This window comes from Kribbella sp. NPDC055071, from assembly GCF_053608045.1.
Genome location: NZ_JBSGUS010000001.1, coordinates 310,260 through 332,995, shown reverse-complemented (window position 1 = coordinate 332,995; position 22,736 = coordinate 310,260). Strand labels below are relative to the sequence as shown.

The window sequence follows — 22,736 nt, the reverse complement described above, 5'->3', positions numbered from 1 at the left end:
GCACAGCAGTTATCGGACTGGCGCATGCGCGCCTGGACGCCTGCGTGCTCGGGCGCCGTGATGCTTGAGTTGCGCCCGAGCCGAGTGGACCGGTTGTCCTCAGCGCGGAACGTTGAGGGCGATGGTGATCTGTTCGGACACCTTGGCGGCCAGCTCGAGTCCGGCCCGGCGGGTGGCCGGCTGCAGGGCTGAGTGATCCAGCGGACCCTCAGCGGCGATGTGCATGTCGGTCGGAATGTCGATCACGGCGGCCGCACGGGACTCGAAGTACGGGCGGAGCTGCTTCTCGACCTCCTTGTTCACGTCGCCGGGACCGTTGGAGACCGCGATCACCGCACGGCGGATCAGGCGCTGCGCCTCGGGACCTTGGTTGTCGAGCTCCTCGAGCATCTGGACCGCGGCCGCGCACGACAGGCTCTTCCACTTGATCGGGATGACGAGTGCGTCCGCAGCCTTCATCGCCTCACGCCAGTTGCTGGAGCCCTCGTTGTTACCGGTGTCGATCACCAGCACCTTGTAGAAGCGGCTCAGCAGCCGGTGGATCTGATCGAAGTCCTTCGCTTCGATCTGCGCGTACGTCGTCGTCGCCGACGTCAGCACGTCGTACTGACCCGCCACCTGGTGCCGCAGGTACGCCGCGACGTCACCGAGCCGGGCATCCGGCTGGGTCAGCATCGCCATCGCCTGCAGCATGTCCGTCACGGTGGACCGGGCGTTCGTGTCGTGCGTGCGCAGGTGCATGTTGCCGCGCAGTTCGTTGTTGTCCCAAGCCACTACCCCGCCGCCGCGGGCCTGACCGAGCGCACCAGCGAGCAGGAGGGTGGTCGGCGTCTTGCCCGAGCCACCCTTCGGGTTGGCGACCACGATGGTGACCGGACGGCGGAACGCGGTCGCCGCGGTCGCGCGGGCGATCCGCTCCGAGCGCTCGGTGGTGCCGGGACGTAGCCGCAGCACGCTGCGGACACCCCGCTCGGCCGGAGCCTCACGTGGCAACGGCAGGGCGTGCATCAGCTCGTCGGTGCGGTAGGAGAGGTTGCGCTCCTGCGGGACGTTCTGACCGGGGACGCCCTGCGGGAAGAAGTGCTGTGCGGCCGGTGACAGCTGCTGACCACCCACTGGTCCGCCTGGCTGGCCGGGCTGTGCGACCTGCCCGGGCTGTCCGGGCTGGGGTGCGGGCTGGCCGGATCCGAAGCCCGGGGCTTGGAAGGACGCGCCGCCGAACACCGGAGTGGTGGGTGCCTCCTGCGGAGCGACGGGACCAGGCTGGCTTGCGGGCGGCGTCGTACCGGCCTCGGCCTGGCTGGTGGTCTCCGGCTCGTCGTCCTCGGCCTCGTCGAAGTCATCCGACTCGGTCGCGGGCTGGGCCCACGAACTCGTGGGCTCCGCCGGCTGAGACCAAGAAGGGCCTGCCTGCGGCTGGTTCTGGGCCTGATTCTGGGGCTGGGTCCAAGGGGCCGGCTGCGCCGGCGGACGGGTCCACGAGTCGCCGGGGAAGTCCTGGCCACCGAGCGCGTCCGGCTTCTCGTCGGTCTCGACGGGCTCGGGATCGGCGCTCTGGTTCGGATCGGCCTGATTCGGGTCCGGCTGGGTCCAGGAGGGGGTCGGCTGCCACATTCTCCGGACCTCGGCCGCCGCCGCTTCCCGGTCCTTGTGCTGTCCGGAGTTGTGCGAGTCGGTCACGACCTGGATCCCCGATTCTGTCAGAGGGACGGGCGCCCCTACCGGCTGCTGGTTCGATTCCGGAGGTGAGGTCCCCGGGAGAGGTCCACTATCCCATGACCGGGTGTCCACACGGTGTCACCACCCGGAGCGTCGCACGGATGCCGGACACCCCTCACCTGGCGACCAGTCCGGCTTCATAGGCAACTATCGCCGCCTGGACCCGGTTCTTGACCGCGAGCCGCTGCAGAATCGCACTGACATAGGCCTTCACGGTGCCTTCGACCAGGTACAGCCGGGCTGCGATCTCGGCGTTCGAGAGGCCGGCTCCGACCAGTCCGAGCACGTCCAGCTCACGTGGACTCAGTACGGCGACCTGCTCCTTGGCAGCCGCGGCCCGGGCCATCGCTCCCCCGCCGGTCCCGGCGCTGAGCTCAGCGATCACGCGGTGCGCAACGCGCGGTGACAGGTACGCGGCACCATCCGCGACTGCCTTCAGCCCGGCGATCAGCTCACGCGGATCCCCCGACTTGAGCAGGAACCCACTCGCACCGTCACCGAGCGCCCGGGCAATGTACGCGTCCTCGGAGAACGTCGTCAGCACGACCACAGCCGTCTCCGGCACGGTCCGCCGGATCTCGGCGCCGGCCGCCAAGCCGTCCATCCGCGGCATCCGGATGTCGAGTACGGCGACGTCCGGCCGATGCCGACGTACGGCCTCCACGGCCTCGACACCATCGGCTGCCTCGGCAACGACTTCGATGTCGTCCTCGGTACCCAGGATCGCCCGGACACCGGCCCGCACCATCGCCTCGTCGTCGGCCAGCAGTACCCGGATCATCGGTCCTCCTCGGGGGTCGGCTGCACGGATCCGGTCTGGACGATTGCCTTGGCCACCAAGGTGCCGTGGCTGAAACACAGGCGGTACGCGTAGGTGACCGAGAAGGGTGCATCCGGCAGGTAGTAGTGACAGGTCCAGCCGGACGGTGGACGGTACGCCTCGTCCGGCGGGTCGAGCATCTGGACAGGAGGAAGCGATTCGCGTACGTCGTTCTCGGGCTGGCCGACGGTCAGAGCGTCGTACCGGCCGGGCGGCAGGATCGACCGGTAGCCGGCGATCAGGTAGTAGCCGAGGGCCACTACCCCGATGACCGCGCCGAGGAGTACCGGTGCCGCGATCGCGGTGATCAGGCCGCGCCGCGCGCTTCGCCGTACGGTGTCGCGTTCCACGGCCGCTGTCTCCAGTGGTGGTTCGGGACGGCCACCTGCTCGGGGCATTGTGGCGATCACCTCGAAGCCACCGTCGGATCGCTGCTGTGCCATCAACGATCCACCGGCCAGCCGGACCCGCTCGCGCAGGCCATCCAGACCGCGGCCGCCGGTGGTTGCTGACGGCACTGGCCGGGTCGAGGCAGTGTTGACGATGTGGACTCGTACGTCGTCTGTCGTTTTGGTGGTCGTGACTGTCACGGACCCGCCAGGGGCGTGTTTGCTTGCGTTGGTCAACGACTCCTGTACGACGCGGTGCACGGCCCGGTCGACCATCGGGGACAACTCGGTGTCCCCGTCCTCTGTCAGTCGCACAGCCAGACCAGATGCGGCCGCGCGCTCGACCAATGCGGCCACGGTCTCGTCGTGGGGCATCACTGGGGCGCCAGCGTCTCTGAGGACGTTGACGATTTCACCCAGTCGCTCGGTGGCGGTGCCGGCTGACTCCCTGAGCGAGGTCGCGGCCTCCCGATACTCCTTGGGGAGTGAGGGATCGAGCTCGAGCGCAGCCGCCTGTAGTGCGATCAGGCTGAGCTCGTGACCGACCGAATCGTGCATGTCCTCGGCAATGCGTGACCGTTCTCGCAACCGCTCCTGGTCGATCGCCATGCGCTGCTCGTGCTCGATCCGCTCGGCCCGCTCCCAGCCGGCGGATGCCAGCCAGACCTGCTGCGTGCGGTAGCGGCCGATGAGCCACGGCAACACCACGATCAGCAGGGCGAGCAGAAGCATGATCAGCCAGGTCAGAATCGCTTCCGCGATCTGCGTTTGCCGACCAATCAGCAATGCGGGGGCAAGCATGCCGACGAGGGACACCGTGCAGAGCAGGACGAAGTGTTTGACCTGTGTCTCGCGTCGCCCGGCCAGATAGCTCAGCAAACTGACTGCTCGCACCAGAGCGACCTGTACGCCGTTCGTCGTACCCAGACCGCGGACGAGTAGGGCTATCTCCGCCCAGGCGACCACCGCGAGCGCGGCCAGCGGCCATCTGCGTCGACCGAAGATCGCGAGAGCCAGTACGCCGACGCTGAGGGCACGCGTCCAGATCGGATCATGGCGGGCCCCGCTCTCAGCGAGCACGAGGAGACTCATCACGGCCCACAGGCCGGCGTCTCTCAGGCGCCGCCACGTCATGGCGTAGACGCTACACAGTCGCGCGGGCGCCGCCGTACTGCCGAAAGTCAGGTGGCCTCGACTATTTCGAACGGGACCAGCGAGAGGTTCGGCACGGCCTCGCCCCGCAACTGAGCGAGCAACAGGTCAACTGCGCGACGCCCCATCTCGGTCTGGTTCTGCTTGACATGCAGGTACGGCGGTCCGCCGATGGAGTCCCCTGGTGAGTCGAAGCAGGCAATCACGTGGTCATTTTGGAGCGCACGGTCGACCATCCGGGCCAGGTTGTACTCACAGGCGAAATACGCGGTCACCTCGGGCGTCCGCTCGCGGAACGCGCGGATCACATCCATGTCCGCCTGGACACTGTCGGTGGTCGTCGACCCGGGCAGTGTGCTGCGCAGATCGGTCAGCTCATGAGGCTTTCCGCGGTCTCCGAACGCAGAGCGGAACCCTTCCAGGCGTTCCTCGATCGACGACGTGTTCACCGGCGGTGGGGAGAGGAAGGCGATGTCCTGATGCCCTTGGTCCAGCAGGCGCGACGTCAGCGCCCGTGCGGCCGCAACATTATCTGTGTGGACCGCAGCGACCGGGATACCGGACAGGTGCCGGTCGACGAGCACCACTGGATAGCCGCTGAGCACCTGCCGGAGCAGGCTGGCGTTGTAGAAGTCACCGTGGACCGGGAACACGATCAGGCCGTCCACGGACGCCACCAGCGAGTCCACGGCCTTCTCCTCATCGGATTGGCGTCCGTGCGTCCGCCGTACGACCAGGTGGGCGCCATACTCCGCGCACCGCTCTTCGATGGCGTTCATCAGATCCAGGCCGTACGCCTCGGACATGTCCGGCATGATCAGCGCGATCGACCGCGCCTCATCCCGCGGGCGCCCCCGGAGCGGCACCGTGACACCGGTCAGATCCGGCAACCGCCGTACGACGAACGTCCCCTTGCCACGAATCCGCTCAACCAGCCCGGCCTCCCGCAACACCTCGAGCGCGCGCTTAGAGGTAATCCGACTGACGCCGAACTGACCGGCCAACTCCATCTCGGACGGCACCCGGTCCCCCGGCTGCAGAACACCCCGGCGAATCCGCTCGAGCACGTCCGCACAGATCCGCTCGTACAGCAACCCCACAGCCCGCCACCCAACCCTTCACCCAGTTGACATATCAAATCATCCCTCCCCATCCCAACCACCTCCCCGCCCAGGCGCGACCAACCTCCCGCCTTACCGCCCTGGCCCGACCACCTCCCGCCTACCGCCCGGCGCGGGCTTTTCCTCCTCCCCGCCCCGAGCGGAGCGAGGGGCGGTTCTTTCTGTCGGTGGGCACTGGCAGCGTGGGGCTCATGCGAATCGACGGAAAGCTCGCAGTGGTGACCGGCGGTTCGGTCGGAATCGGCCGCGGGATCGCGGAACGCCTGGCCGCCGCCGGCGCGGAGGTAGTCGTCGCCGACATCGACGCAAACGGCGCAGCGTGGACCCACAACTCGCCCAACGTCCGCTTCGCCGAGGTCGACCTGACCGATGACACCGCGGTCGAGGAGCTGATGGCATGTCAACCTCAGATCCTGGTCAACAACGCCGGCGGCGGCGCGGTCCTGCAACCCTGCTTCCCCGACGCGTCAGTTGATCGATGGTCAAAGTCACTCGCCCTCAACCTGCGCGCACCGATGCTCACGACCCACCTCGCGCTCCCAGCGATGCAAGCCGCCGGCGAAGGTGCCGTCATCAACATCGGCTCAACCGCGGGCGTGGGTTTCGGTGCACACGTCTCCCCCGAGTACAGCGCCGCCAAGGCCGCGCTGATCCGACTCACGGCAACGCTTGCACCGCTTAGCTCTACCCACGGCGTGCGAGTCAACTGCGTCGTGCCTGACTGGGTCGCGACCGAGCGCGGGAAGCGCGAGCGCGCGGCGCTGCCAGAGGCTGACCGCGGCCCGGAGCAGGTTCCACTCGAGACCGTGACCGACGCGGTGGTCCGCTTCGTCGAGGACGACAGCCTGGCCGGTCAGGTCATCCTCCTGGACCGCGAAGCCGAACCCCGCTTCCTGAACTAGCCACCCGATCGAGTGCAGGCAGAATGCCGGTTCAGTTCCAGCTCAGGTCCTGGTGGGGGGACCCGTCGAACTGACAACATTCCCGCATGACCCGCCCATCGGTGTCCGCCTTCGCAGCTCGCCCCGTCGCGTCCATCGCGATCGCCGTCGGGCTCGTGCTGACGGCTCTGTCCGGACGGTACGGATTCCATCGCGACGAGCTCTATTTCCTCGCCGCCGGCCGTCACCTCGCCTGGGGGTACGTCGACCAGCCGCCACTGACACCCTTCATCGCACGAATCTCACCCGCCGTCTTCGGCGACACCGTGATGGGACTGCGCGTCTTCTCCACGATCTCCAGCGTGGTCACGGTCATCGTGGTCGCGCTGATCGCGCGGGAGTTCGGCAGCGATCGGCGCGCCCAGGTCCTGGCTGCGGTGTGCGCCGCGGTGTCCGGGTTCGTGCTCGGGGTCGGGCACATGGTGTCGACAGCGACGTACGACCTGCTGGCCTGGATGCTGATCGGGCTGTTCGTGGTCAAGCTGTTGCGGACCGGCGACGGACGGTGGTGGCTCGCGCTGGGTCTCACGGCCGGGATCGCCTTGGAGAACAAGTACCTGGTCGTCCTCCCGATCGGCGCGTTGCTGATCTCGCTGCTGATCGTCGGTCCACGCGCGGTGTTGCGATCGTGGTGGCTGCTCGCGGGCGTCGCCGTGGCCGGCCTCATCGCCCTGCCGAACGTGATCTGGCAGTTCCAGCACGACTGGCCACAGCTCACGGTCGCGGGCGGGATCAGCGAGGACGACGGCACCGAGAACCGCATCATGTTCGTCCCGCTGCAGATCCTGCAACTGTCGCCGTTCCTGGTTCCGATCTGGGTGGCCGGATTCCTCCGACTGTGGCGGATGCCGTGGGCGCGCTCCGTGGCGTTGGCCTATCCAGTGCTGTGCGTCGTTGTGCTCGCTGTCGGTGGGAAGTCCTACTACGCGCTGCCTTTGCTGTTGGTGCTCGTCGCGGCCGGGAGCGAGCCTGCGCTGGCGTGGATCTCTCGCCATCGACCCGTCGCGATCACGGGCCTCGTGCTCACCGCTCTGACGTCCGCCCTGTTCACACTCCCCGTGCTGCCGGCGTCGGCAGTCGACTTCGTCATCCCGGTCAACAAGGAGCAAGGCGAACAGATCGGCTGGCCAACCATGGCATCCGCGGTGGCCACCGCGTGGGAGCGGATCCCATCGGATCAGCGCTCGTCGGCGACACTCTTCGCCGGCAACTACGGCGAAGCCGGGGCGCTGGTTCGCTACGGGCCATCGCACGGACTTCCCCAGGTGTACTCGAGCCACATGAGCTTCGCTGACTGGCAGCAACCGCCGGACGCCAACACCGGCCCGGTCCTGTTGGTCGAGATCGAGCGATCACTCGGATTCGAGGAGCACTTCGGGACCTGCACCCAAGTCGGCACGGTCGACAACATCGTCTCGAACGACGAGGACGGCGCCGCGATCGTCCAGTGCGCCGGACCGACCGAGTCCTGGTCCACGCTATGGCCGAAGCTGAGGAGGTACTACTAACCCCCGTACGGTGGCACGATGCAGCCGATGGTCGACCTCCCCGCGGGCACGATCGCCCTCCGAGACGATCGCCTCGGCACCCGGTGGCAGGTCGCGCTGTCGCCCTACCGGCTGGGCAGATACCCGGTCACCGGGGCGGACGGCCGACCCCTGACAAACTTGAGCTGGTACGACGCCGTTGCCTTGTGCAACAAGTTGTCAGCCGCCGACGGGCTTGCGGCGGCGTACGAGCTCGACGGCGAGGACGTGACGTGCGACTGGGATTCGCCCGGCTACAGGTTGCCGACCGAGGCCGAGTGGCAATACGCGTGCACCGCTGGGATTCCGTCGTACCGCTATGGTCCGCTCGACGAGATCGCCTGGTACGCCGAGAACGCCAACGGGCACTCGCATCCGGTCGGCCAGAAGGCGCCTAATGCCTGGGGTCTTCACGACCTGCTCGGCAACGTGTGGGAGTGGTGCTGGGACCTCTACGATCCCGCCACCTACGGCTCCTATCGCATCTTCCGGGGAGGCGGCTTCGATGACCCAGAACGTTCCGTCGGCTCCACGGTCCGTCGCCGCTCGCATCCAACCTTCGCTATCGAGGACCTGGGACTCCGGTTGGCCCAGTCCAGCTGACGGATCCTCTGCTCAGACGACGCGAGCAATATCTATCCACTGATCGGCATCATCGAGTCGAGTGCACTCCCCTGGATCCGTTGCTTGGCGTCTCCTGGACCCCAGACCCAGCTCTCGCCGTTCGGACCGTCAACTCGACCCGGAACAGCTCCTCCGCGGTCCCAGCGTGCGGGTCTCAACGGGTCGGTCTCAATGTGTGGGTCTCAGACCGAGCTTCCCGGTGGTGGTACGCGCCTCGAGGTCTGCTAAGGCTTTCGGGCCGTCGGCCAGGTCGTAGAGAGTTAGTTCGCCGGGCGGATAGACGCCGGCCTTGATGAGGTTCGAGAGTTCGCCCATCAGGTCAGCAAAAATCTGCGGGGCCTCCTGAGCCAGTACGCCGATGTGCAATCCGATCACGTGGATCTGATGCTTGAAGTTCAGTTCCCAGTTGCTGATCGAGGCTTCTCCGTCGGCGACGCCGTACACGATGACCCTGCCCGTCACCCGCTTCGCCACCGCGACACTGTGCTGGAAAGTCTTGCCTCCAACGGATTCCAGTACGACGTCCACCCCGCGGCCGCCCGTGATCCGAAACACCTCGTCGGTAAGATCCGCAGTCCGGTAGTCGATCACATGATCGGCACCAAGCCGCCGTACGACGTCATGCTTAGCCGCCGATGCGGTCCCGATCACGGTCGCCCCGTAGTGCGTCGCCAACCGCACGGCCGCCTGCCCCACCGCGCCCGCGGCAGCATGAACCAGCACCGTCTCTCCCGCACTCAACCGCCCCAGCGGCCGCAACGCCGCCAGCGCGGTAGCCCAGTTCAACACCAACCCCAGAGCTTGCCCGTCGGTCCAACCCGCCGGCACCGGGGCGAGCGAGTCCACCCCCATCACCATGTACTCCGCGAACGCCCCGTACCCAGTCCCGACCACTCTGTCGCCCACCGCAACCGAGCTCACCTCGTCGCCGACGGCAACCACTTCCCCAGCACCCTCAAACCCAGCCAGATAAGGCGCCTCCGGCCCTCCGTCGTACGTCCCCCGCGTCTGCATGACATCCGCGAAGTTCACCCCAGCAGCGCCAACCCGAACCAACACCTGCCCAGCACTAGCCACCGGCACCGGAACCTCCACCACCCGCAGCCCCCAAGGCCCTTCCAATGCCTCCAGCCACAACGCCCGCATAACCCCCACCGCACCTCCTACGATCCCCATCAAATTAGACCAGGATCGTACAACGCGCCCCCGCAGCACCCCAGCGGCGTCCACCCAGCCAAACCGCCACCGGCATCAGCACACCCCGCCGCCCGCACCGACCCTCCGCCCGACGCCCACCCGAGAACACTTCCCCAGCCCCATCCGGGACCATCACCAACCCACCAAGCCACAACACACAACCATCCCCATGACGCCCACCCCAGGGCAGAACCCCCGCCGCGGCACCCAACCCCAGCACAGATCCGCCCCCGAGGCGCCTAACCCCAGCCGGAACCGTGCTCAACCCACCCAGCCCCAGCCGGAAGCATCTCCGCGCCGCCCAGCCCCAGCGCAGATCCAGCCCCGCGACGCCCGACCACAGCCGGAAACATTTCCGCGGCACCCAACTCTCACCCAGGACTGTGGTCACCCCGCCCAGCCCCAGCCCCAGCCCCGTCCCCGGAATGCCCAGCCCCCGCCAACCCCGCCGAGCGAAGCGAAGGCGAAAGGGGGTGCGGGTGGCGAAGCCCCCGCCCGCGGCAAGCGAAGCGCAGCCGCACAAACAACGAAGGCGAGGCCGCCGACGCTTTCCGTCGGCACACCCCGCCCATCGCCTTCGTGGACGATACTGGGATCGAACCAGTGACCTCTTCCGTGTCAGGGAAGCGCGCTACCGCTGCGCCAATCGTCCAAAAACCACAACACCCACAACCACCAACAGCATCACGGGCATCTGAGGTGGAGACGGGATTCGAACCCGTGTACACGGCTTTGCAGGCCGTTGCCTCGCCTCTCGGCCACTCCACCACGAAGGGCCAACCAAGAAAGACCCCGGGCCTGCCGAACCCTCTCCGAGCGGACGACCGGGTTCGAACCGGCGACCTCAACCTTGGCAAGGTTGCGCTCTACCAACTGAGCTACGTCCGCATCGCGCCCGGCGTTTCGTGCCCCGGACGCGAGAAGAACAGTAGCCCATCTCCACGTCAGTTCAAAAATCGGGGTCCCCCGGACGTCGACGTACGGTCATCCTCTGGTCACCTTCGGGACTGCGCGGCCGGACCGGAACGCCTTAGCACTAAGGTGTTCCGCGGAAGGAGCACCACACATGCGTATCTGGCTCAACGGCGCGCTGCACGACGACGCGGCGACCGTCTCGGTTCTGGACCACGGTCTCACCACCGGTGACGGGGTGTTCGAGACGATCAAGATCGTCGACGGTCGCCCGTTCGCGGTGACGAGGCATCTCGATCGGCTGGTTCGGTCCGCGGTCGGCCTCGGACTCCCGGCACCGGACGTGGCCCGCATCGAGGAGGGCATCGCTGCCGTCGTGAAGGCCGATCCGGACATCCCGTTCGGTCGGCTGCGGGTCACGTACACGGGTGGTGTCTCGCCGCTGTCTTCCGATCGCGGTACGTCGACGCCCACGATCGTCGTCGCCGCACAAGCGATCCAGCATCCCGCGCCGACGGCAGCGATCGTCACCGTCCCATGGATCCGCAACGAGCGCAGCGCCGTGGCCGGCCTGAAGACGACGTCGTACGCCGAGAACGTCCGCGCCCTCGCCTACGCCAAGGAGCGCGGCGGCAGCGAAGCGATCTTCGCGAACATCATCGGCAACCTCTGCGAGGGCACCGGCACCAACATTTTCTGCGTGTACGACGGGGAGCTCGTCACTCCCACGCTTGAGTCCGGTGCTCTGGCCGGCGTCACCCGCGCGCTGGTCCTCGAGTGGTTCGGCGCCACCGAGCGCGACGTACCGCTGACTCAGCTGTTCGAAGCCGACGAGATCTTCCTCACCTCGACGACGCGCGACATCCAAGCCATCCATCGCGTCGACGACCGCGACCTCCCCGCGCCCGGCACGATCACCGCCCAGACAGCCAAGATCTTCGCCGACCGTTCCGCCGACGACCTCAACCCCTAGCGGCCGCACAGAGGGCCGCGGTCGGGGCCTTCTGGGCAGCGAACTACTCCCCCGAAGCCTTCCGGCGTTCGCGGTAAGCGGCCACGTGCAAACGGTTGCCACACGTACGGGCGTCGCAGTAGCGCTTGGAGCGGTTACGCGACAGGTCAATCAGGGCGTCGTCGCAGTCCGGGGCCTCGCAGCGGCGGAGCCGTTCGCGTTCGCCGGCGGAGATGACCTGGGCCAGCGCGATCCCGCACTCCACCGTGATCCGGCACGCCAGCGACGCACCGTCGCGGGAGTAGTGGATGTGCCACGGGTGGCCGTCGTGATTCGTCAGCCGCGGCGTCGTCGTACCGCGGGCGACGATCGCGTTGACCATCGTCGCCGCGGTGGCGTCGGACTCCGTGGTGAACAGCGGCGCGAACAGCGGCCGCAGATCACGAACCTCCGCAAGATCCTTCTCCGACAGCGTCCCGACCGCGCTGAACTCCCGCTCCTGGACGAACTTCTCCAGCTCCTCGAGGGTCTCCATCGTGTCGACCTGGCTGTTCGGTCCGGGCAGCGTATTGACCAGCCGGACCAGCGTGCCGAGCGCCTGCTCGGTGTCGTGCGAGAAAGTCACAATCACGTCTCCAACGCGACGGGGTCTCCGTCCTGCAGCAAGAGTAGCCCGGCCCGATTAGAATCGTCGCCGGATGATGCGCTAAGGTTTCACCCACCTAGCAACACCAGCACCACCAGTCCGGGCGATTGGCGCAGTGGTAGCGCGCTTCGTTCACACCGAAGAGGTCACTGGTTCGAACCCAGTATCGCCCACGAAGGCGATAGGCGACCCGTGTCTGCGGAAAGCGCAGAGCGGGTCGCCTTCGTCGTTTGTGCGGCTGCGCTTCGCTTGCCGCGGGCGGGGGCTTCGCCACCCGCACCCCCTGCGCCTTCGCTTCGCTCGGCGGCCTTCGCTTCGCTCGGCTGTTGTGGCTGGCCGCCGCGGTCGGGCGTTTCGCCTTCGCTTCGCTCGGCCGCCTTCGCTTCGCTCGGCTGCGGTGGCTGGCCGCCGCGGTCGGGTGTGTTTCGCCTTCGCTTCGCTCGGCCGCTCTGGCTGACCACTACGGTCGGGCTTCGGGCCGCTTCGCTCGGCTATCGTTGCTAGCCGCCGCGGTCGCGCGCTTCGCCTTCGCTTCGCTCGGCTGTTGTGGCTTGCCGCCGGGGTCGGGCTTTGGGGCTTCGCTTTGGTCGGCTGTTGTGGCTGGGCATGGCGGTCGGGGTTTGGGCCAACTCGGCTCGTGCGTCGGGTCGGTGCGAGCGGCGCTCGCCGTCCGTCACCTACCTCACCTGATTCCCGTCGGCCCACACCAGTCGGGGCGTGAGTGGCTGCGCTGCCCCAACTGGTTCACGCCCTCTGTTCCTCCGCCCTCGGTTCGGTCGGCTGTTGTGGGTGGCTGTTTGGGTACTGGATTTTCAGGTGGGGATGGTGGCGAAGGCTCTGGTGGGGAAGGTGCCTAGGGCTTCTATTCGGGGGGTGGTGGCTGTGAAGGTTGCGGTGGTGGGTGGGACTTGGGCGAGGTTTGTCAGGTGTTCGACTATGGCTATGTTGGCGTTCAGTAGGAGGGTGTGGGCGGGGCGGGTGGGGTCGGTCATGTCGTCGATGTTGGGTGCGTCGATGCCTACTAGGGTTGCGCCGTCGTCGACCAGCCATTGGGCGCCGTTGCGGGTGAGGTAGTGCGGGGTCTCGACGTACTGCGGGGTGCCGAAGTGGGTGTCGTCGCCGGTGTGGAGGAGGACTGCTTTGTCGCGTACGTCGTACGTCGCCAGGGCGGCTGCATCGATCGCGCGGCTGGCGCTGTCTTCTAGTCGGACGACGACGGCTGGCAGGTTCACGGTGCGCTCGAGTCTGAAGCCGGTTAGGTCGTGGCCGTCGGGGAAGCGGTGGTACGGGCTATCCATGTAGGTGCCGGTGTTCGTCACCATCGTCAGGGAGCCGATTTCGAACTCGGTGCCTGGGGCGTAGATCTCGCGCGATGCCTCGCGGGTCAGGTGCTTGCCGAACTCCGGAGCCGGTAGCCCGGGCAACGTCACCATGCCGGACCGGATCACGTGATTGAGCTCGACGTATTGCACGGGGCCGCCGTTGGCCTGGCCCGTCGCGGCCGGACCGCCGCGCGTCCCTTTGTGCGGCGCCTCGATGATCTGCAGGTTCGCCAAGACCACCTCGCCCGCCATCAGCAACCCGAGCGAATCCAGGAACAACTCACCGACCTGTACGGCGGACACGTCCGGGGAAGGAACATCGACGAAGAAACCCTGTGCCTGCAGGCCGCCACCGTTGGTGAAGGTGACAGAGGCATCGAAACGCGCGCGATAACTCGTCATGCCGCCATCCTCACCCACTCGACGCCGACGCGCTGGCGTTTGCGCCCTGGTCGACGTACTCCACGGTGAGGCCGCCGATGACACGAGTAAGCAGCTGCACGGCTCGGGTTAGTGAGGGTGGAGCTTAATGTTGGCGTAGGTGGGTGGGGATTGGGTCAGGTTCAGGACCTCTCCTGTCGACGACAAATAGATGCCCGGGGCATGCTTCTGCAGGCGGAGGGTTTTGTTGGACCAGTGATCCAGCAGATGCACGTCGTCTTCTTTGCGTAACTTGGTGGTGGCGAGAGGGATGCCGTTGGCCCGGACGGTGTAGGTGCGGTTCCAGGGGCCGTCCGGGCTGGACGGGTTAGGGCCGGGGATGTCGTTGCGGTAGCGGGTGAAGCCATCGGTGGTGTTTTCCAGGTACGCCGGACGTCCATCGGAGAGGTCCCGGAACCTGAACTGCTCGTGCTCAGCGCGGAACTCGTGCGGCGCTGTGAACTCGACGGCATACTGAGTGCCCCCGCGGATGAGCGTCGGCTGGTTGCCGTTGAGGGCGAAGGTCAGGCTCTCGTTCCCACCGACGTATTCGCCGGCCATCGCAGCCATCGAGGTCGCGGGCACGGTGGCAGCCTTCTTGGTGCGCTTGCGCTGCTGTGGGTGGGTTGGGATGAGGTCTTTGAGGATCTCGGCGACCAACTGCCACTGGAGTGGGTGATTCGTCGAGTTGGTCAGTACGACGACACCGACCTCCGCGTGCGGAGCCCAGTAGATGTCCGACAGGAATCCGAACCCGCCACCGCCATGGCCCCGCACCGGGACGTCACCGGCACGGGCCAGCCCCAGCCCGAGACCGTAGCCCTGATCGCGGTGGTGCGCACCGGGTACGCCGTACATCTGAGCCAGCAACGCAGGATCGACCAGGGACGCTCCCCCGCTGAGGTGGAGTTGTATGTAGCGGCAGGCGTCGTTCGCGCTGGTGTAGAGGCCGCCGGCGGCGACCATCGGGACTCGGAGCGGTACGCGTGATGAGCTGGCGGCATGACCGATAGCCCGGTTCGGGGCGCGCGTGATCTCGCGCGGGCTGAACGTCGTACGGCGTAGTCCTAGCGGCTCGAGCAGCACCCGGCGTACGAACTCGTGGAACGGCTGGCCACTGATCCGCTGCAGGATGGAGCCGGCCAGGTCGATGCCGAGGTTGGAGTATTCGTAGTGGTGGCCGACTGGGAAGCGCAGCCACGTGGTGGAGATGCTCTCGCAGTGCGCCCGAAACGACTCCTTGCCAACCAAGTAGTTGGAGCCCACCGGAGCCTCGTGCGTGAATCCAGCAGTGTGGCTCAGCAGGTGAAGCAGTGTGATGCGGCGTTCGGGATGCTCTTCAAAGGCACTGTTGACCCGGAACTCCGGCAGATAACGCGTAATCGGAACGTCGAGCTCCACCAGCCCTTCCTGAACAGCTAAAAGCACCGCGGTCGCCGTGTACATCTTGGAACACGACTGCACCCCGAACATCGTCTCGCCGTCGACCGGGTCCCCATCACCCACCCGAGTCGTCCCAAAGCCGGCCGACCACAACACTGACTCCGAATCACACACCGCGATCGCCATCCCCGGAACCCCATGGTCGTCCAGAAGCCCGGGCACCCGCCGCACCAGGCCATCCGCCACCCTCCGGACCGCGTCACTGCCGCTATGCACCATGCCCCTTTTCTACAGCGGTAGCCGGTGTGGCGGTGGCGTTCTACGGGGTTGGGGTGGGGGTTGCTGTCCAGCTGGCTAGGAGGTTTAGGGCTTGCTCGGCGGGGGTGTTGGGGTCGGCGGTGTAGGCCATGAGGGTCAGGCCGGTGTCGGCTGGGAGTTCTAGAGCGTCGTAGGCGAGGGCAAGGTCGCCGACGATGGGGTGGTGGAGGCGTTTGACGCCGCCGCGGTGCTGGAGGACGTTATGGGCGGCCCAGCGGGTGCGGAACTCGTCGCTCTGGGTGCTGAGTTCGCCGACCAGTTCGGTCAGGGCCTTGTCGTGTGGGTCGCGGCCGGCTTCGGCGCGTAGGACTGCCACGGCGCCGCCGGCTATGCGGTCCCAGTCGAGGTAGAAGTCCGACGCCGCGGGGTCCAGGAACAGGAAGCGGGCCGTGTTCGGCGGCTGGCAGGGGCTGGTGAGGATCGGGCTGAGGAGAGCCCTGGCGAGTTGATTGGTGGCCAGGATGTCCAGGCGCCGGTTGCGGACGTACGCCGGAGTCGTGGTCATGGAGTCGAGGATGCGCTGGATCGTGGGCCGGACTCGGGGTTTGGGCGTACGCGCGGGAGCCCGGCTACCGGCGTTCGCGGCATCGGCCAGATGGAACAGGTGGGCGCGTTCGGCGTCGTCCAGCTGGAGAGCGCGGGCCAGGGCCTCGAGGACGCTTGCGGAGACGCCGCGGGCGTTGCCACGTTCGAGTTTGATGTAGTAGTCCGCGCTGACGCCGGCCAGGAGCGCGACCTCTTCGCGGCGCAGACCGGTCACCCGGCGGTTCCCGCCGTTCAGGGGCAGGCCGGCCTGCTCAGGGGTGATTCTGGCGCGACGCGAGGTGAGGAAGTCGTGGAACTCGGTACGGGCGTCCATAGGTCCAAGATAGAGACGTTTCCGCGCGCGTGAGGGGGTCTGGCAGTACCTGTAACAGCAGGGATCCCTTACTGGAAGAGGATTGGCGGCAGATCGTGCCACGGTGGAGAGGAAGGCAGCTGCCTTCCCGATCAAGACACCAGTGAGCAGGAGCAAGTCATGAAATACACCCGGTTGGGAACGTCAGGGCTCGAAATCAGCCGGATCGCCTTGGGCTGCATGGGCTTCGGCGACCCCGCCAAGCGCGCGGCCTGGGCCCTCGACGACGCCGCGGCCGAGCCGATCTTCCGCCAGGCCCTCGAGCTCGGCATCACGTTCTGGGACACCGCGAACATCTACGGCCTGGGCACGTCGGAGGAAGTTGTCGGCCGAGCACTGCGCAAGTACACCCAGCGGGAGGAGATCGTGCTGGCCACCAAGCTGTGGGCACCGATGCATGACGGACCCGGCGGATCCGGTCTCTCCCGCAAGGCCGTGATGGAACAGATCGACGCCTCGCTGCGACGGCTCGACACCGACTTCGTGGACCTCTATCAAATTCACCGCTTCGATCCGTACACGCCGGTCGAGGAGACGATGGAAGCGCTGCACGATGTCGTCAAGGCGGGCAAGGTTCGTTATATCGGTGCGTCGTCGATGTGGGCCTGGCAGTTCGCGAAGCTGCAGCATGCCGCGCAGGTCAACGGATGGACCAAGTTCGTGTCCATGCAGGACCAGTACAGCCTGCTCAGCCGCGAAGAGGAGCGCGAGATGTTCGGTCTGCTCGCCGACCAGGGTGTGGGCAGCATTCCCTGGAGTCCGCTGAGCGGCGGCCGGGTCACCCGGCCCTGGGGCGAACGCGTCACGCGGCGCGCCGAGGCCGAGGACCGGAGAGTCGACCCGCAGGGGCGGCCGATCGTCGTCGACACCGACAGGGCGATCGTCGAGGCCGTCCAGCGCATCGCCGAGTCACGCGGCGTACCGATGGCGCAGGTCGCACTCGCGTGGGTGCTGAAGAACCCGGTCGTCTCCGCCCCGATCGTCGGCGCGACCAAGCCGCACCACCTGTCCGACGCCGCCGCCGCGCTCGACCTCGAACTCACTGCCGAAGAGATCGACTCCCTCGAAGCGCCATACGTCACCCGCCAGCCCACCTTCTTCTAACCACCTCCTTCTAACCACCTCGCCGTACGCCGCTGCCGGCGTCATCAGCCGTCGGGTAGAGGCCGCCGGCAGCGCCTGCGAGGCCGCCCGCGGCAAGGGCGTTGTCGACCAGATCGAACGGGCTCGAGGTCAGGCCTACCTACTCACCGCCGCCATCGCTCCATCGATGACGGCGAACGGCGATCTAAACCCCGACGAGCGTTGCGATCCTGTGGGAGGACCGGCTGGCGTCGGCCCAGCGGCTATGACGGGTTGTGCGACGGCGCACGCTGGACGCAGAAAAGTGACGAGTCACCGCCACCTCTATCAACCAGCTCACCTAGCTATGAGGCTGGCCGGCCCACCGAGATCGGTGTCAGCCTCCGGCCCTGCTCGTCACGGGGTGAGGATGATTTTGCCTTGGGTGGTTCGGGATTCCAGGTGGCGGTGGGCGGCGGGAGCCTCGGCCAGGGGGAAGGTCGAATCGATCGGGACGTGCAGTTCGGCTTCGGCAACTTTGGTGATGAGTTGTTCCAGGTCGGGGCGGGGGTCGTAGCCGTTCTCGATCAGGTTGGTGGATTGGTAGCCGTAGATGGTCACATTCTTTGGGTAGAAGTCGCGGGTATCGATGGTGCTCGGGGCAAGGGCAACGTTGGCCAGGGCAACGACTCTGCCGGCTTGGGCAGCGGCTTTCAGGCTGAGGGCAAAGGTCTCGCCGCCCACAGTGTCCAGTACGACGTCCGCGCCGCGACCGTCGGTTAGTTCTATGACTTGGCCTAGCAGTTCGTCAGTGGAGAGGGCGTGGGAGTCGAGGACTTCATGGGCGCCCAGGGTCGCGACCCAGGCGGTCTTGGCCGGCGTCCCGGCTGCGGCGATCACGCGGGCGCCCGCGGCGGCGGCGATCTGCACGGCGGCACTGCCCACTCCACTCGCCGCAGCGTGGATCAGCACGGTGTCGCCCGGTCGAACGCGTCCCAACGTCTGCAGGCAATACCAAGCGCTATGCCAGGCGACCGGGAGCGCCGCGGCGTGCGTGAGGTCGATACCGTCGGGCAGCGCCACAACCCGCTCGACAGAAACCGCGGCCTGCTCGGCGTAGAAACCCGGAGCATTGGCCGCACCCATCGCGACGACCTTCTGGCCGACCCGGAATCCTGTCGTCCCCTCCCCCAGCGCGCGGACGGTGCCTGCCGCCTCGAGCCCAGGGATGATGGGCGGCCGGCCGGCGCGGTGATACTTCCCCGCGCGGGTGAGCGCATCGGCCCGGTTCACGCCGGCGGCTGCGATGTCGATCAGGACCTGCCCCTCGGCCGGTGACGGGTCGGGCACCTCGGCAACGCGCAGGACCTCGGGGCCTCCGAACTCTTGTACGACGACAGCACGCACGATTCCTCCCAACCGGCACCGCAGCCGGATCGCCTGACACTGGTTCAACAAGTGTCAGCATGCGACACCTGTTGAGCCGGTGTCAAACTGATAGAGTGGGTCCATGGAAACCGCGACCGAGCCTCCGGCATTCGTCTTCGTCGGCGGCAGAGTGTGCCTGGATCTGGTCGACACTGTGGGCAAACGCGCGACGGAGAATGTCGAGCGGCTGGCCGATCGAGGGCGTCTCGCTGACTGGCTGACCGAGGTCGGCCTGGCCGAATCGTCCCCGGCCGTCTCGGAGTCCGACGTACGACGAGCTCGTGAGCTGCGCGAGGCCGTCTACAGCCTGGTTCGCAGCATCTTGGACGATCGAGATCCGCAGGATCAGGACGCGGATGTCGTCAATCGCCTGGCCCACAAGGCGGATCTCATCCCGCAGTTACAGGTCGGACCCGATGGATTGGCCGCTGCCTGGCGGGGCGCGACGCCGGTTGGCGCTGCCCTGTCCACCATCGCGCGGGATGCCATCGACCTGCTCACTGGACCGCTGGCCGACCGGGTGAAGGAGTGTGAGAATCCCGAGTGCACACTGGTGTTTCTGGATGATTCACAGGCGCGCAGGCGTCGATGGTGTTCGATGGAACGCTGCGGCAACCTCGCCAAACTCGCGAAGTACCGCGGAGGCGAGCCGCTCGCCTAGACGAGCCAGATACCTGCGTCCATCAGGACTCGGTCCTTGATTTCGTTGACTTCTCGCCAGGCTTGGATCTTGGTGGGGGTGGCTCGGTAGAACGGGTAGTTCTTGAGCGGGCGGGGATCGAAGCCGGCCTTCTCGGCGAAGGCTTCGGCCTCGGCGTCTGACGCGTCCGCGCGGGTTTCGCAGGTCGCGGTGATGTGGATGACGTCTCGGAGCTCGCCGAGGGTGAGCTGGAGCTGGGGGTTGTGCTCGAGGTTGCGCGCGGTCGGGTTGGTGACGGTCGTCGACATGAGCAGCGTCCCGTCGGTCCACAGGAACGACAACGGCATCAGGTACGGCGTTCCGTCCAGGGATGCCGTGGATACCCAGGCGTCGATGTCTTCGGTCAGGCGGCGGATCGTGTCCTGCTTGCGGACTGCGAGGGGGCGGGCGGCAGGGTCCGTCACGGTGAGACTCCTTGCGTCACAGGTGGTTCCGTCGATCGGACGACGGTACCGGGCCGGGGGTGTGACAAGTCGCCGTACGTCGCTGGTTCCCGGCGTGGCGAGTGGACAGAACGGGTGGTACCACTGTGGCGGATGGGGCCGGATTCACGCTCACGGGTCCGCATCGTGGCAGGTCGGAATCTGGTTTTTGCGTGGGCGAAAAGTGCGCTACTGTTCTGCTCTCGCATCGAGCGAAACTGCTCGGGGCGATGCGGACGTAGCTCAGTTGGTAGAGCGCAACCTTGCCAAGGTTGAGGTCGCCGGTTCGAACCCGGTCGTCCGCTCGGAGAGGGTTCGGCAGGCCCGGGGTCTTTCTTGGTTGGCCCTTCGTGGTGGAGTGGCCGAGAGGCGAGGCAACGGCCTGCAAAGCCGTGTACACGGGTTCGAATCCCGTCTCCACCTCAGATGCCCGTGATGTTGTTGGTGGTTGTGGGTGTTGTGGTTTTGGACGATTGGCGCAGCGGTAGCGCGCTTCCCTGACACGGAAGAGGTCACTGGTTCGATCCCAGTATCGTCCACGAAGGCGATGGGCGGGGTGTGCCGACGGAAAGCGTCGGGCGCCTCGCCTTCGTTGTTTGTGCGGCGGCGCTTCGCTTGCCGCGGGCGGGGGCTTCGCCACCCGCACCCCCTTTCGCCTTCGCTTCGCTCGGCGGGGTTGGCTGGGGCTGGGCATCGCGGGGACGGTTTGCGCTCGGGATGAGCGGGTGGGGCACGGTTCCGGCTGGGGGTTAGGCGTCGCGGGGATGGTTCCGGGCTCGGGCTGGGCAGAGTGACCACAGTCCCGGGTGAGAGCTGGGCGTCGCGGATGCTTCCGGCTGTGGTCGGGCGTCGCGGGGATGGTTCTGCGCTGCGGCTGGGCGTCGCAGACGTGCTTGCGGCTGGGGTTAGCGTCGCGGGATGGTTCTGCGCTGGGCTCGGTAGGTTGAGCACGGTGCAGGGCGGGCTGGGCGCAGTTATGGTGCCGGCCGACGGCTGAGCGCCGCCGTTGCGGTCCCGGCCGGGGGTTGGGCGGTTTCGGGCCGGGGCCAGGCGTCGGCTGGCGGGTCGGGCGGCGTCTCGGGACGACAGGCACGGTGGCGGGCTTGACGTTGACATGGTGTGAAGGTTTTGACTGGGGTTGTGGAGCTTAGGCGGGCTTTGGGGGCGGGGGATTCTTCTGTGCGGTTGCGGGCGGCTTTGGGGGCTGGGTCTTTGGTGGGGGGTGCGGGGGTAGTTGAGGTCTTGGTGGAGCGGTGTGGGGTGGAGCCGGACTTTTTTGTGCGGGACATGTTGACTTGGGCGTTGACGCAGTTGCCTCGGGACGTTGTGGTGCCTCGGGTGGTGGCGGAGCTTGGGTCGGGGGTGGCGCAGGCGCGGAGTCAGGCGTTGCACACGTTGTCGAAGATCGGGGACACGAGTGTGTGGCCGGCGATCACGACCGAACTGCTGCGGGATGCGGATGACGAGGTGGCGCGGAGTGCGTGGCGGGCTGCGGTGATTTTGGTGCCTGACAACGAGAAGCGGGAGTTGGCTGCTGAGCTGGCGACCCAGCTGGGTCGTGGGGATCGGCAGGTGCAGTTGAGTCTTAGTCAGGCGTTGGTTGCGCTGGGAGACGTGATCGAGCCGGTGCTGCACAACGCGGCGGCTGCGCCTGAGGTACAGGCTCATGCGAAGGCGACCGAGCAGTTGTTGAGGGATCCGGAGGCAGGGTTTGATCTCGCGCTTGATGAGGCGAAGCGGGCCGTCGTGCTCAGCCCGGAGCAGGTCAAGGGGACTTAGTGCTGATTGGTGAACTGTCGCGGCGTTCGGGGGTGAGCACCCGGATGCTCAGGCATTACGACGCTCTCGGGCTGGTACGGCCCACGGGTCGGACCGTGGGCAACTATCGCGAGTACTCCGAGGACGACATCCGCCGTACGTTCCACGTCGAAGGCCTGCGAGCTCTCAGGTTGTCACTGCGGCAGATCGGACAGGCGTTGGAGGATCCCGCCTTCGCGCCGTCCGCTCTGCTCGGCGACCTGATCCGACGAACCGAAGAACGGCTCAAACGCGACCAGGAGCTGCTCGAGCGACTCCGGACGATCGATGCCTCCGAGCCCTTCGATTGGTACGGCGTACTCCGCATCGTCGCGCTCCTCCACGGCCTCAACTCCCCCAGCGCCGCGAGCCGCCAGCAGGCCGTCCTCACTCCGACCGAGGACATGCCCACCGACGTACTGGCCCGCGCAATCCTCACCGAGAAGGACCCTCATGTCGCTGGCGCCCTGCGCTGGGCCCTCGCCCGAGCCGGGGGCGATGGCGTGGCCGAGGTGGCGGCCGGGCTGGCGTCGGACGACGTCGACGTACGGCGTCGCGCGGTCGAGGCGATCACCGCGATTCCAGGCGATGAAGCGACCGCCGTACTCGCGGACTCGCTCGACGACCCGGATACGACCGTGCGTAGACATGCTGCCCGAGCGGTCGGCGCCCGCGGGGTGATCGCGGCCGTGCCCGTACTCGTCGAGATGATCGTCGCCGGCGCGAACGACGTCGAGGCGGCCGAGATCCTGGGCGCACTCTCCCGGGACCCGAGCCGCGCAGACCTCGTCGCCGCCGCGTTGACCGACGAACTGGCTACCGCTAGCGCCGCCGCGCGGATCCGCCTGGCGCAGGCAGTGGTTGAGCTACCGTCAGCCGTCGCCCTCCGAATCCTGCGGGAGCTGAGCGAAGACGACGACCGGGCCGTTGCCCGCGTCGCTTCCGCGCTACGAACGGTCGTCGAAACCCGATCCACCAGCTGAGTCG

General features: G+C 67.1%; 19 protein-coding genes and 7 tRNA genes. 12 read left to right on the top strand and 14 right to left on the bottom strand.

Annotation, left to right across the window (positions count from 1 at the left end; translation table 11 throughout):
* Nucleotides 1–99 precede the first annotated feature (99 nt).
* The 4 genes from ACWF4Z_RS01595 to ACWF4Z_RS01580 all read right to left on the bottom strand — a co-directional run bounded on the left by ACWF4Z_RS01595 (nucleotide 100) and on the right by ACWF4Z_RS01580 (nucleotide 5,180).
* Entirely contained in the window at nucleotides 100–1,680 is a 1,581-nt protein-coding gene (locus ACWF4Z_RS01595; RefSeq protein ID WP_452240954.1) for an AAA family ATPase, read from the bottom strand.
* A 154-nt stretch (nucleotides 1,681–1,834) separates the two neighbouring features.
* Nucleotides 1,835–2,500 (bottom strand): response regulator, encoded by a 666-nt coding sequence (locus tag ACWF4Z_RS01590; protein ID WP_452240953.1) that lies wholly within the window; start codon nucleotides 2,498–2,500, stop codon nucleotides 1,835–1,837.
* Nucleotides 2,497–4,062, bottom strand: coding sequence for a sensor histidine kinase (locus tag ACWF4Z_RS01585; RefSeq protein ID WP_452240952.1), 1,566 nt, complete (start codon nucleotides 4,060–4,062; stop codon nucleotides 2,497–2,499). The genes ACWF4Z_RS01590 and ACWF4Z_RS01585 overlap by 4 nt, the downstream gene beginning before the upstream one ends.
* Before the next feature lie 47 nt (nucleotides 4,063–4,109).
* Nucleotides 4,110–5,180 carry a GntR family transcriptional regulator gene (locus ACWF4Z_RS01580; RefSeq protein WP_452240951.1) on the bottom strand — a complete coding sequence of 357 codons (1,071 nt, stop codon included), beginning with the start codon at nucleotides 5,178–5,180 and terminating at the stop codon, nucleotides 4,110–4,112.
* A 212-nt stretch (nucleotides 5,181–5,392) separates the two neighbouring features.
* On the opposite strand from ACWF4Z_RS01580, the gene ACWF4Z_RS01575 reads away from it, so the two are divergent.
* From ACWF4Z_RS01575 to ACWF4Z_RS01565, 3 genes are all read left to right on the top strand, one after another.
* Entirely contained in the window at nucleotides 5,393–6,103 is a 711-nt protein-coding gene (locus ACWF4Z_RS01575) for an SDR family NAD(P)-dependent oxidoreductase (protein ID WP_452240950.1), read from the top strand.
* 86 nt (nucleotides 6,104–6,189) lie between these two features.
* Entirely contained in the window at nucleotides 6,190–7,650 is a 1,461-nt protein-coding gene (locus ACWF4Z_RS01570; protein ID WP_452240949.1) for an ArnT family glycosyltransferase, read from the top strand.
* 18 nt (nucleotides 7,651–7,668) lie between these two features.
* Nucleotides 7,669–8,271 (top strand): formylglycine-generating enzyme family protein, encoded by a 603-nt coding sequence (locus tag ACWF4Z_RS01565; RefSeq protein WP_452240948.1) that lies wholly within the window; start codon nucleotides 7,669–7,671, stop codon nucleotides 8,269–8,271.
* A 189-nt stretch (nucleotides 8,272–8,460) separates the two neighbouring features.
* Here ACWF4Z_RS01565 and ACWF4Z_RS01560 read toward each other — a convergent pair whose 3' ends face one another.
* From ACWF4Z_RS01560 to ACWF4Z_RS01545, 4 genes are all read right to left on the bottom strand, one after another.
* Nucleotides 8,461–9,438, bottom strand: a complete 978-nt coding sequence (locus ACWF4Z_RS01560) for an NADPH:quinone oxidoreductase family protein (RefSeq protein WP_452241303.1) — start codon at nucleotides 9,436–9,438, stop codon at nucleotides 8,461–8,463.
* Nucleotides 9,439–10,069: 631 nt separating this feature from the next.
* Nucleotides 10,070–10,141 (bottom strand) — tRNA-Val (locus tag ACWF4Z_RS01555).
* Between the two features lie 45 nt (nucleotides 10,142–10,186).
* Nucleotides 10,187–10,257 (bottom strand) — tRNA-Cys (locus ACWF4Z_RS01550).
* A gap of 47 nt (nucleotides 10,258–10,304) precedes the next feature.
* Nucleotides 10,305–10,377, bottom strand: a tRNA-Gly gene (locus ACWF4Z_RS01545).
* A gap of 178 nt (nucleotides 10,378–10,555) precedes the next feature.
* Here ACWF4Z_RS01545 and ACWF4Z_RS01540 point away from each other — a divergent pair.
* Nucleotides 10,556–11,374: an aminotransferase class IV gene (locus ACWF4Z_RS01540; RefSeq protein WP_452240947.1), complete on the top strand. Its 819-nt coding sequence runs from the start codon at nucleotides 10,556–10,558 to the stop codon at nucleotides 11,372–11,374.
* A 43-nt stretch (nucleotides 11,375–11,417) separates the two neighbouring features.
* On the opposite strand, the gene ACWF4Z_RS01535 is transcribed toward ACWF4Z_RS01540, so the two are convergent.
* On the bottom strand, nucleotides 11,418–11,978 hold the full coding sequence (locus ACWF4Z_RS01535) for a CGNR zinc finger domain-containing protein (protein WP_452240946.1): 561 nt from the start codon (nucleotides 11,976–11,978) through the stop codon (nucleotides 11,418–11,420).
* A gap of 122 nt (nucleotides 11,979–12,100) precedes the next feature.
* On the opposite strand from ACWF4Z_RS01535, the gene ACWF4Z_RS01530 reads away from it, so the two are divergent.
* A tRNA-Val gene (locus ACWF4Z_RS01530) sits at nucleotides 12,101–12,172 on the top strand.
* A 639-nt stretch (nucleotides 12,173–12,811) separates the two neighbouring features.
* Here ACWF4Z_RS01530 and ACWF4Z_RS01525 read toward each other — a convergent pair.
* The 3 genes from ACWF4Z_RS01525 to ACWF4Z_RS01515 form a co-directional block, all read right to left on the bottom strand.
* The gene (locus tag ACWF4Z_RS01525; RefSeq protein WP_452240945.1) at nucleotides 12,812–13,723 is read right to left on the bottom strand and encodes a cyclase family protein; all 912 of its coding nucleotides are present in this window, start codon (nucleotides 13,721–13,723) and stop codon (nucleotides 12,812–12,814) included.
* Nucleotides 13,724–13,831: 108 nt separating this feature from the next.
* A complete protein-coding gene (locus ACWF4Z_RS01520) occupies nucleotides 13,832–15,403 on the bottom strand; it encodes a serine hydrolase domain-containing protein (RefSeq protein ID WP_452240944.1) in 1,572 nt (523 codons plus the stop codon).
* Nucleotides 15,404–15,443: 40 nt separating this feature from the next.
* Nucleotides 15,444–16,301 (bottom strand): helix-turn-helix transcriptional regulator, encoded by an 858-nt coding sequence (locus tag ACWF4Z_RS01515; protein WP_452240943.1) that lies wholly within the window; start codon nucleotides 16,299–16,301, stop codon nucleotides 15,444–15,446.
* Between the two features lie 159 nt (nucleotides 16,302–16,460).
* Between ACWF4Z_RS01515 and ACWF4Z_RS01510 the strand changes: the two genes are divergently transcribed.
* Nucleotides 16,461–17,444 carry an aldo/keto reductase gene (locus ACWF4Z_RS01510; RefSeq protein ID WP_452240942.1) on the top strand — a complete coding sequence of 328 codons (984 nt, stop codon included), beginning with the start codon at nucleotides 16,461–16,463 and terminating at the stop codon, nucleotides 17,442–17,444.
* 375 nt (nucleotides 17,445–17,819) lie between these two features.
* On the opposite strand, the gene ACWF4Z_RS01505 is transcribed toward ACWF4Z_RS01510, so the two are convergent.
* Nucleotides 17,820–18,809, bottom strand: coding sequence for a quinone oxidoreductase family protein (locus ACWF4Z_RS01505; protein WP_452240941.1), 990 nt, complete (start codon nucleotides 18,807–18,809; stop codon nucleotides 17,820–17,822).
* Nucleotides 18,810–18,912: 103 nt separating this feature from the next.
* Here ACWF4Z_RS01505 and ACWF4Z_RS01500 point away from each other — a divergent pair, with 103 nt between their 5' ends.
* Nucleotides 18,913–19,491, top strand: coding sequence for a CGNR zinc finger domain-containing protein (locus ACWF4Z_RS01500; protein WP_452240940.1), 579 nt, complete (start codon nucleotides 18,913–18,915; stop codon nucleotides 19,489–19,491).
* Here the strand turns inward: ACWF4Z_RS01500 and ACWF4Z_RS01495 are convergent.
* On the bottom strand, nucleotides 19,488–19,934 hold the full coding sequence (locus ACWF4Z_RS01495) for a pyridoxamine 5'-phosphate oxidase family protein (protein WP_452240939.1): 447 nt from the start codon (nucleotides 19,932–19,934) through the stop codon (nucleotides 19,488–19,490). The genes ACWF4Z_RS01500 and ACWF4Z_RS01495 overlap by 4 nt on opposite strands.
* A gap of 250 nt (nucleotides 19,935–20,184) precedes the next feature.
* On the opposite strand from ACWF4Z_RS01495, the gene ACWF4Z_RS01490 reads away from it, so the two are divergent.
* The 5 genes from ACWF4Z_RS01490 to ACWF4Z_RS01470 all read left to right on the top strand — a co-directional run bounded on the left by ACWF4Z_RS01490 (nucleotide 20,185) and on the right by ACWF4Z_RS01470 (nucleotide 22,732).
* Nucleotides 20,185–20,257: transfer RNA gene (locus ACWF4Z_RS01490), tRNA-Gly, on the top strand.
* 47 nt (nucleotides 20,258–20,304) lie between these two features.
* Nucleotides 20,305–20,375 (top strand) — tRNA-Cys (locus ACWF4Z_RS01485).
* A gap of 44 nt (nucleotides 20,376–20,419) precedes the next feature.
* Nucleotides 20,420–20,491 (top strand) — tRNA-Val (locus ACWF4Z_RS01480).
* A gap of 763 nt (nucleotides 20,492–21,254) precedes the next feature.
* Nucleotides 21,255–21,731: a hypothetical protein gene (locus tag ACWF4Z_RS01475; RefSeq protein WP_452240938.1), complete on the top strand. Its 477-nt coding sequence runs from the start codon at nucleotides 21,255–21,257 to the stop codon at nucleotides 21,729–21,731.
* Nucleotides 21,731–22,732, top strand: a complete 1,002-nt coding sequence (locus ACWF4Z_RS01470) for a MerR family DNA-binding transcriptional regulator (protein ID WP_452240937.1) — start codon at nucleotides 21,731–21,733, stop codon at nucleotides 22,730–22,732. The genes ACWF4Z_RS01475 and ACWF4Z_RS01470 overlap by 1 nt, the downstream gene beginning before the upstream one ends.
* Nucleotides 22,733–22,736: the final 4 nt, after the last annotated feature.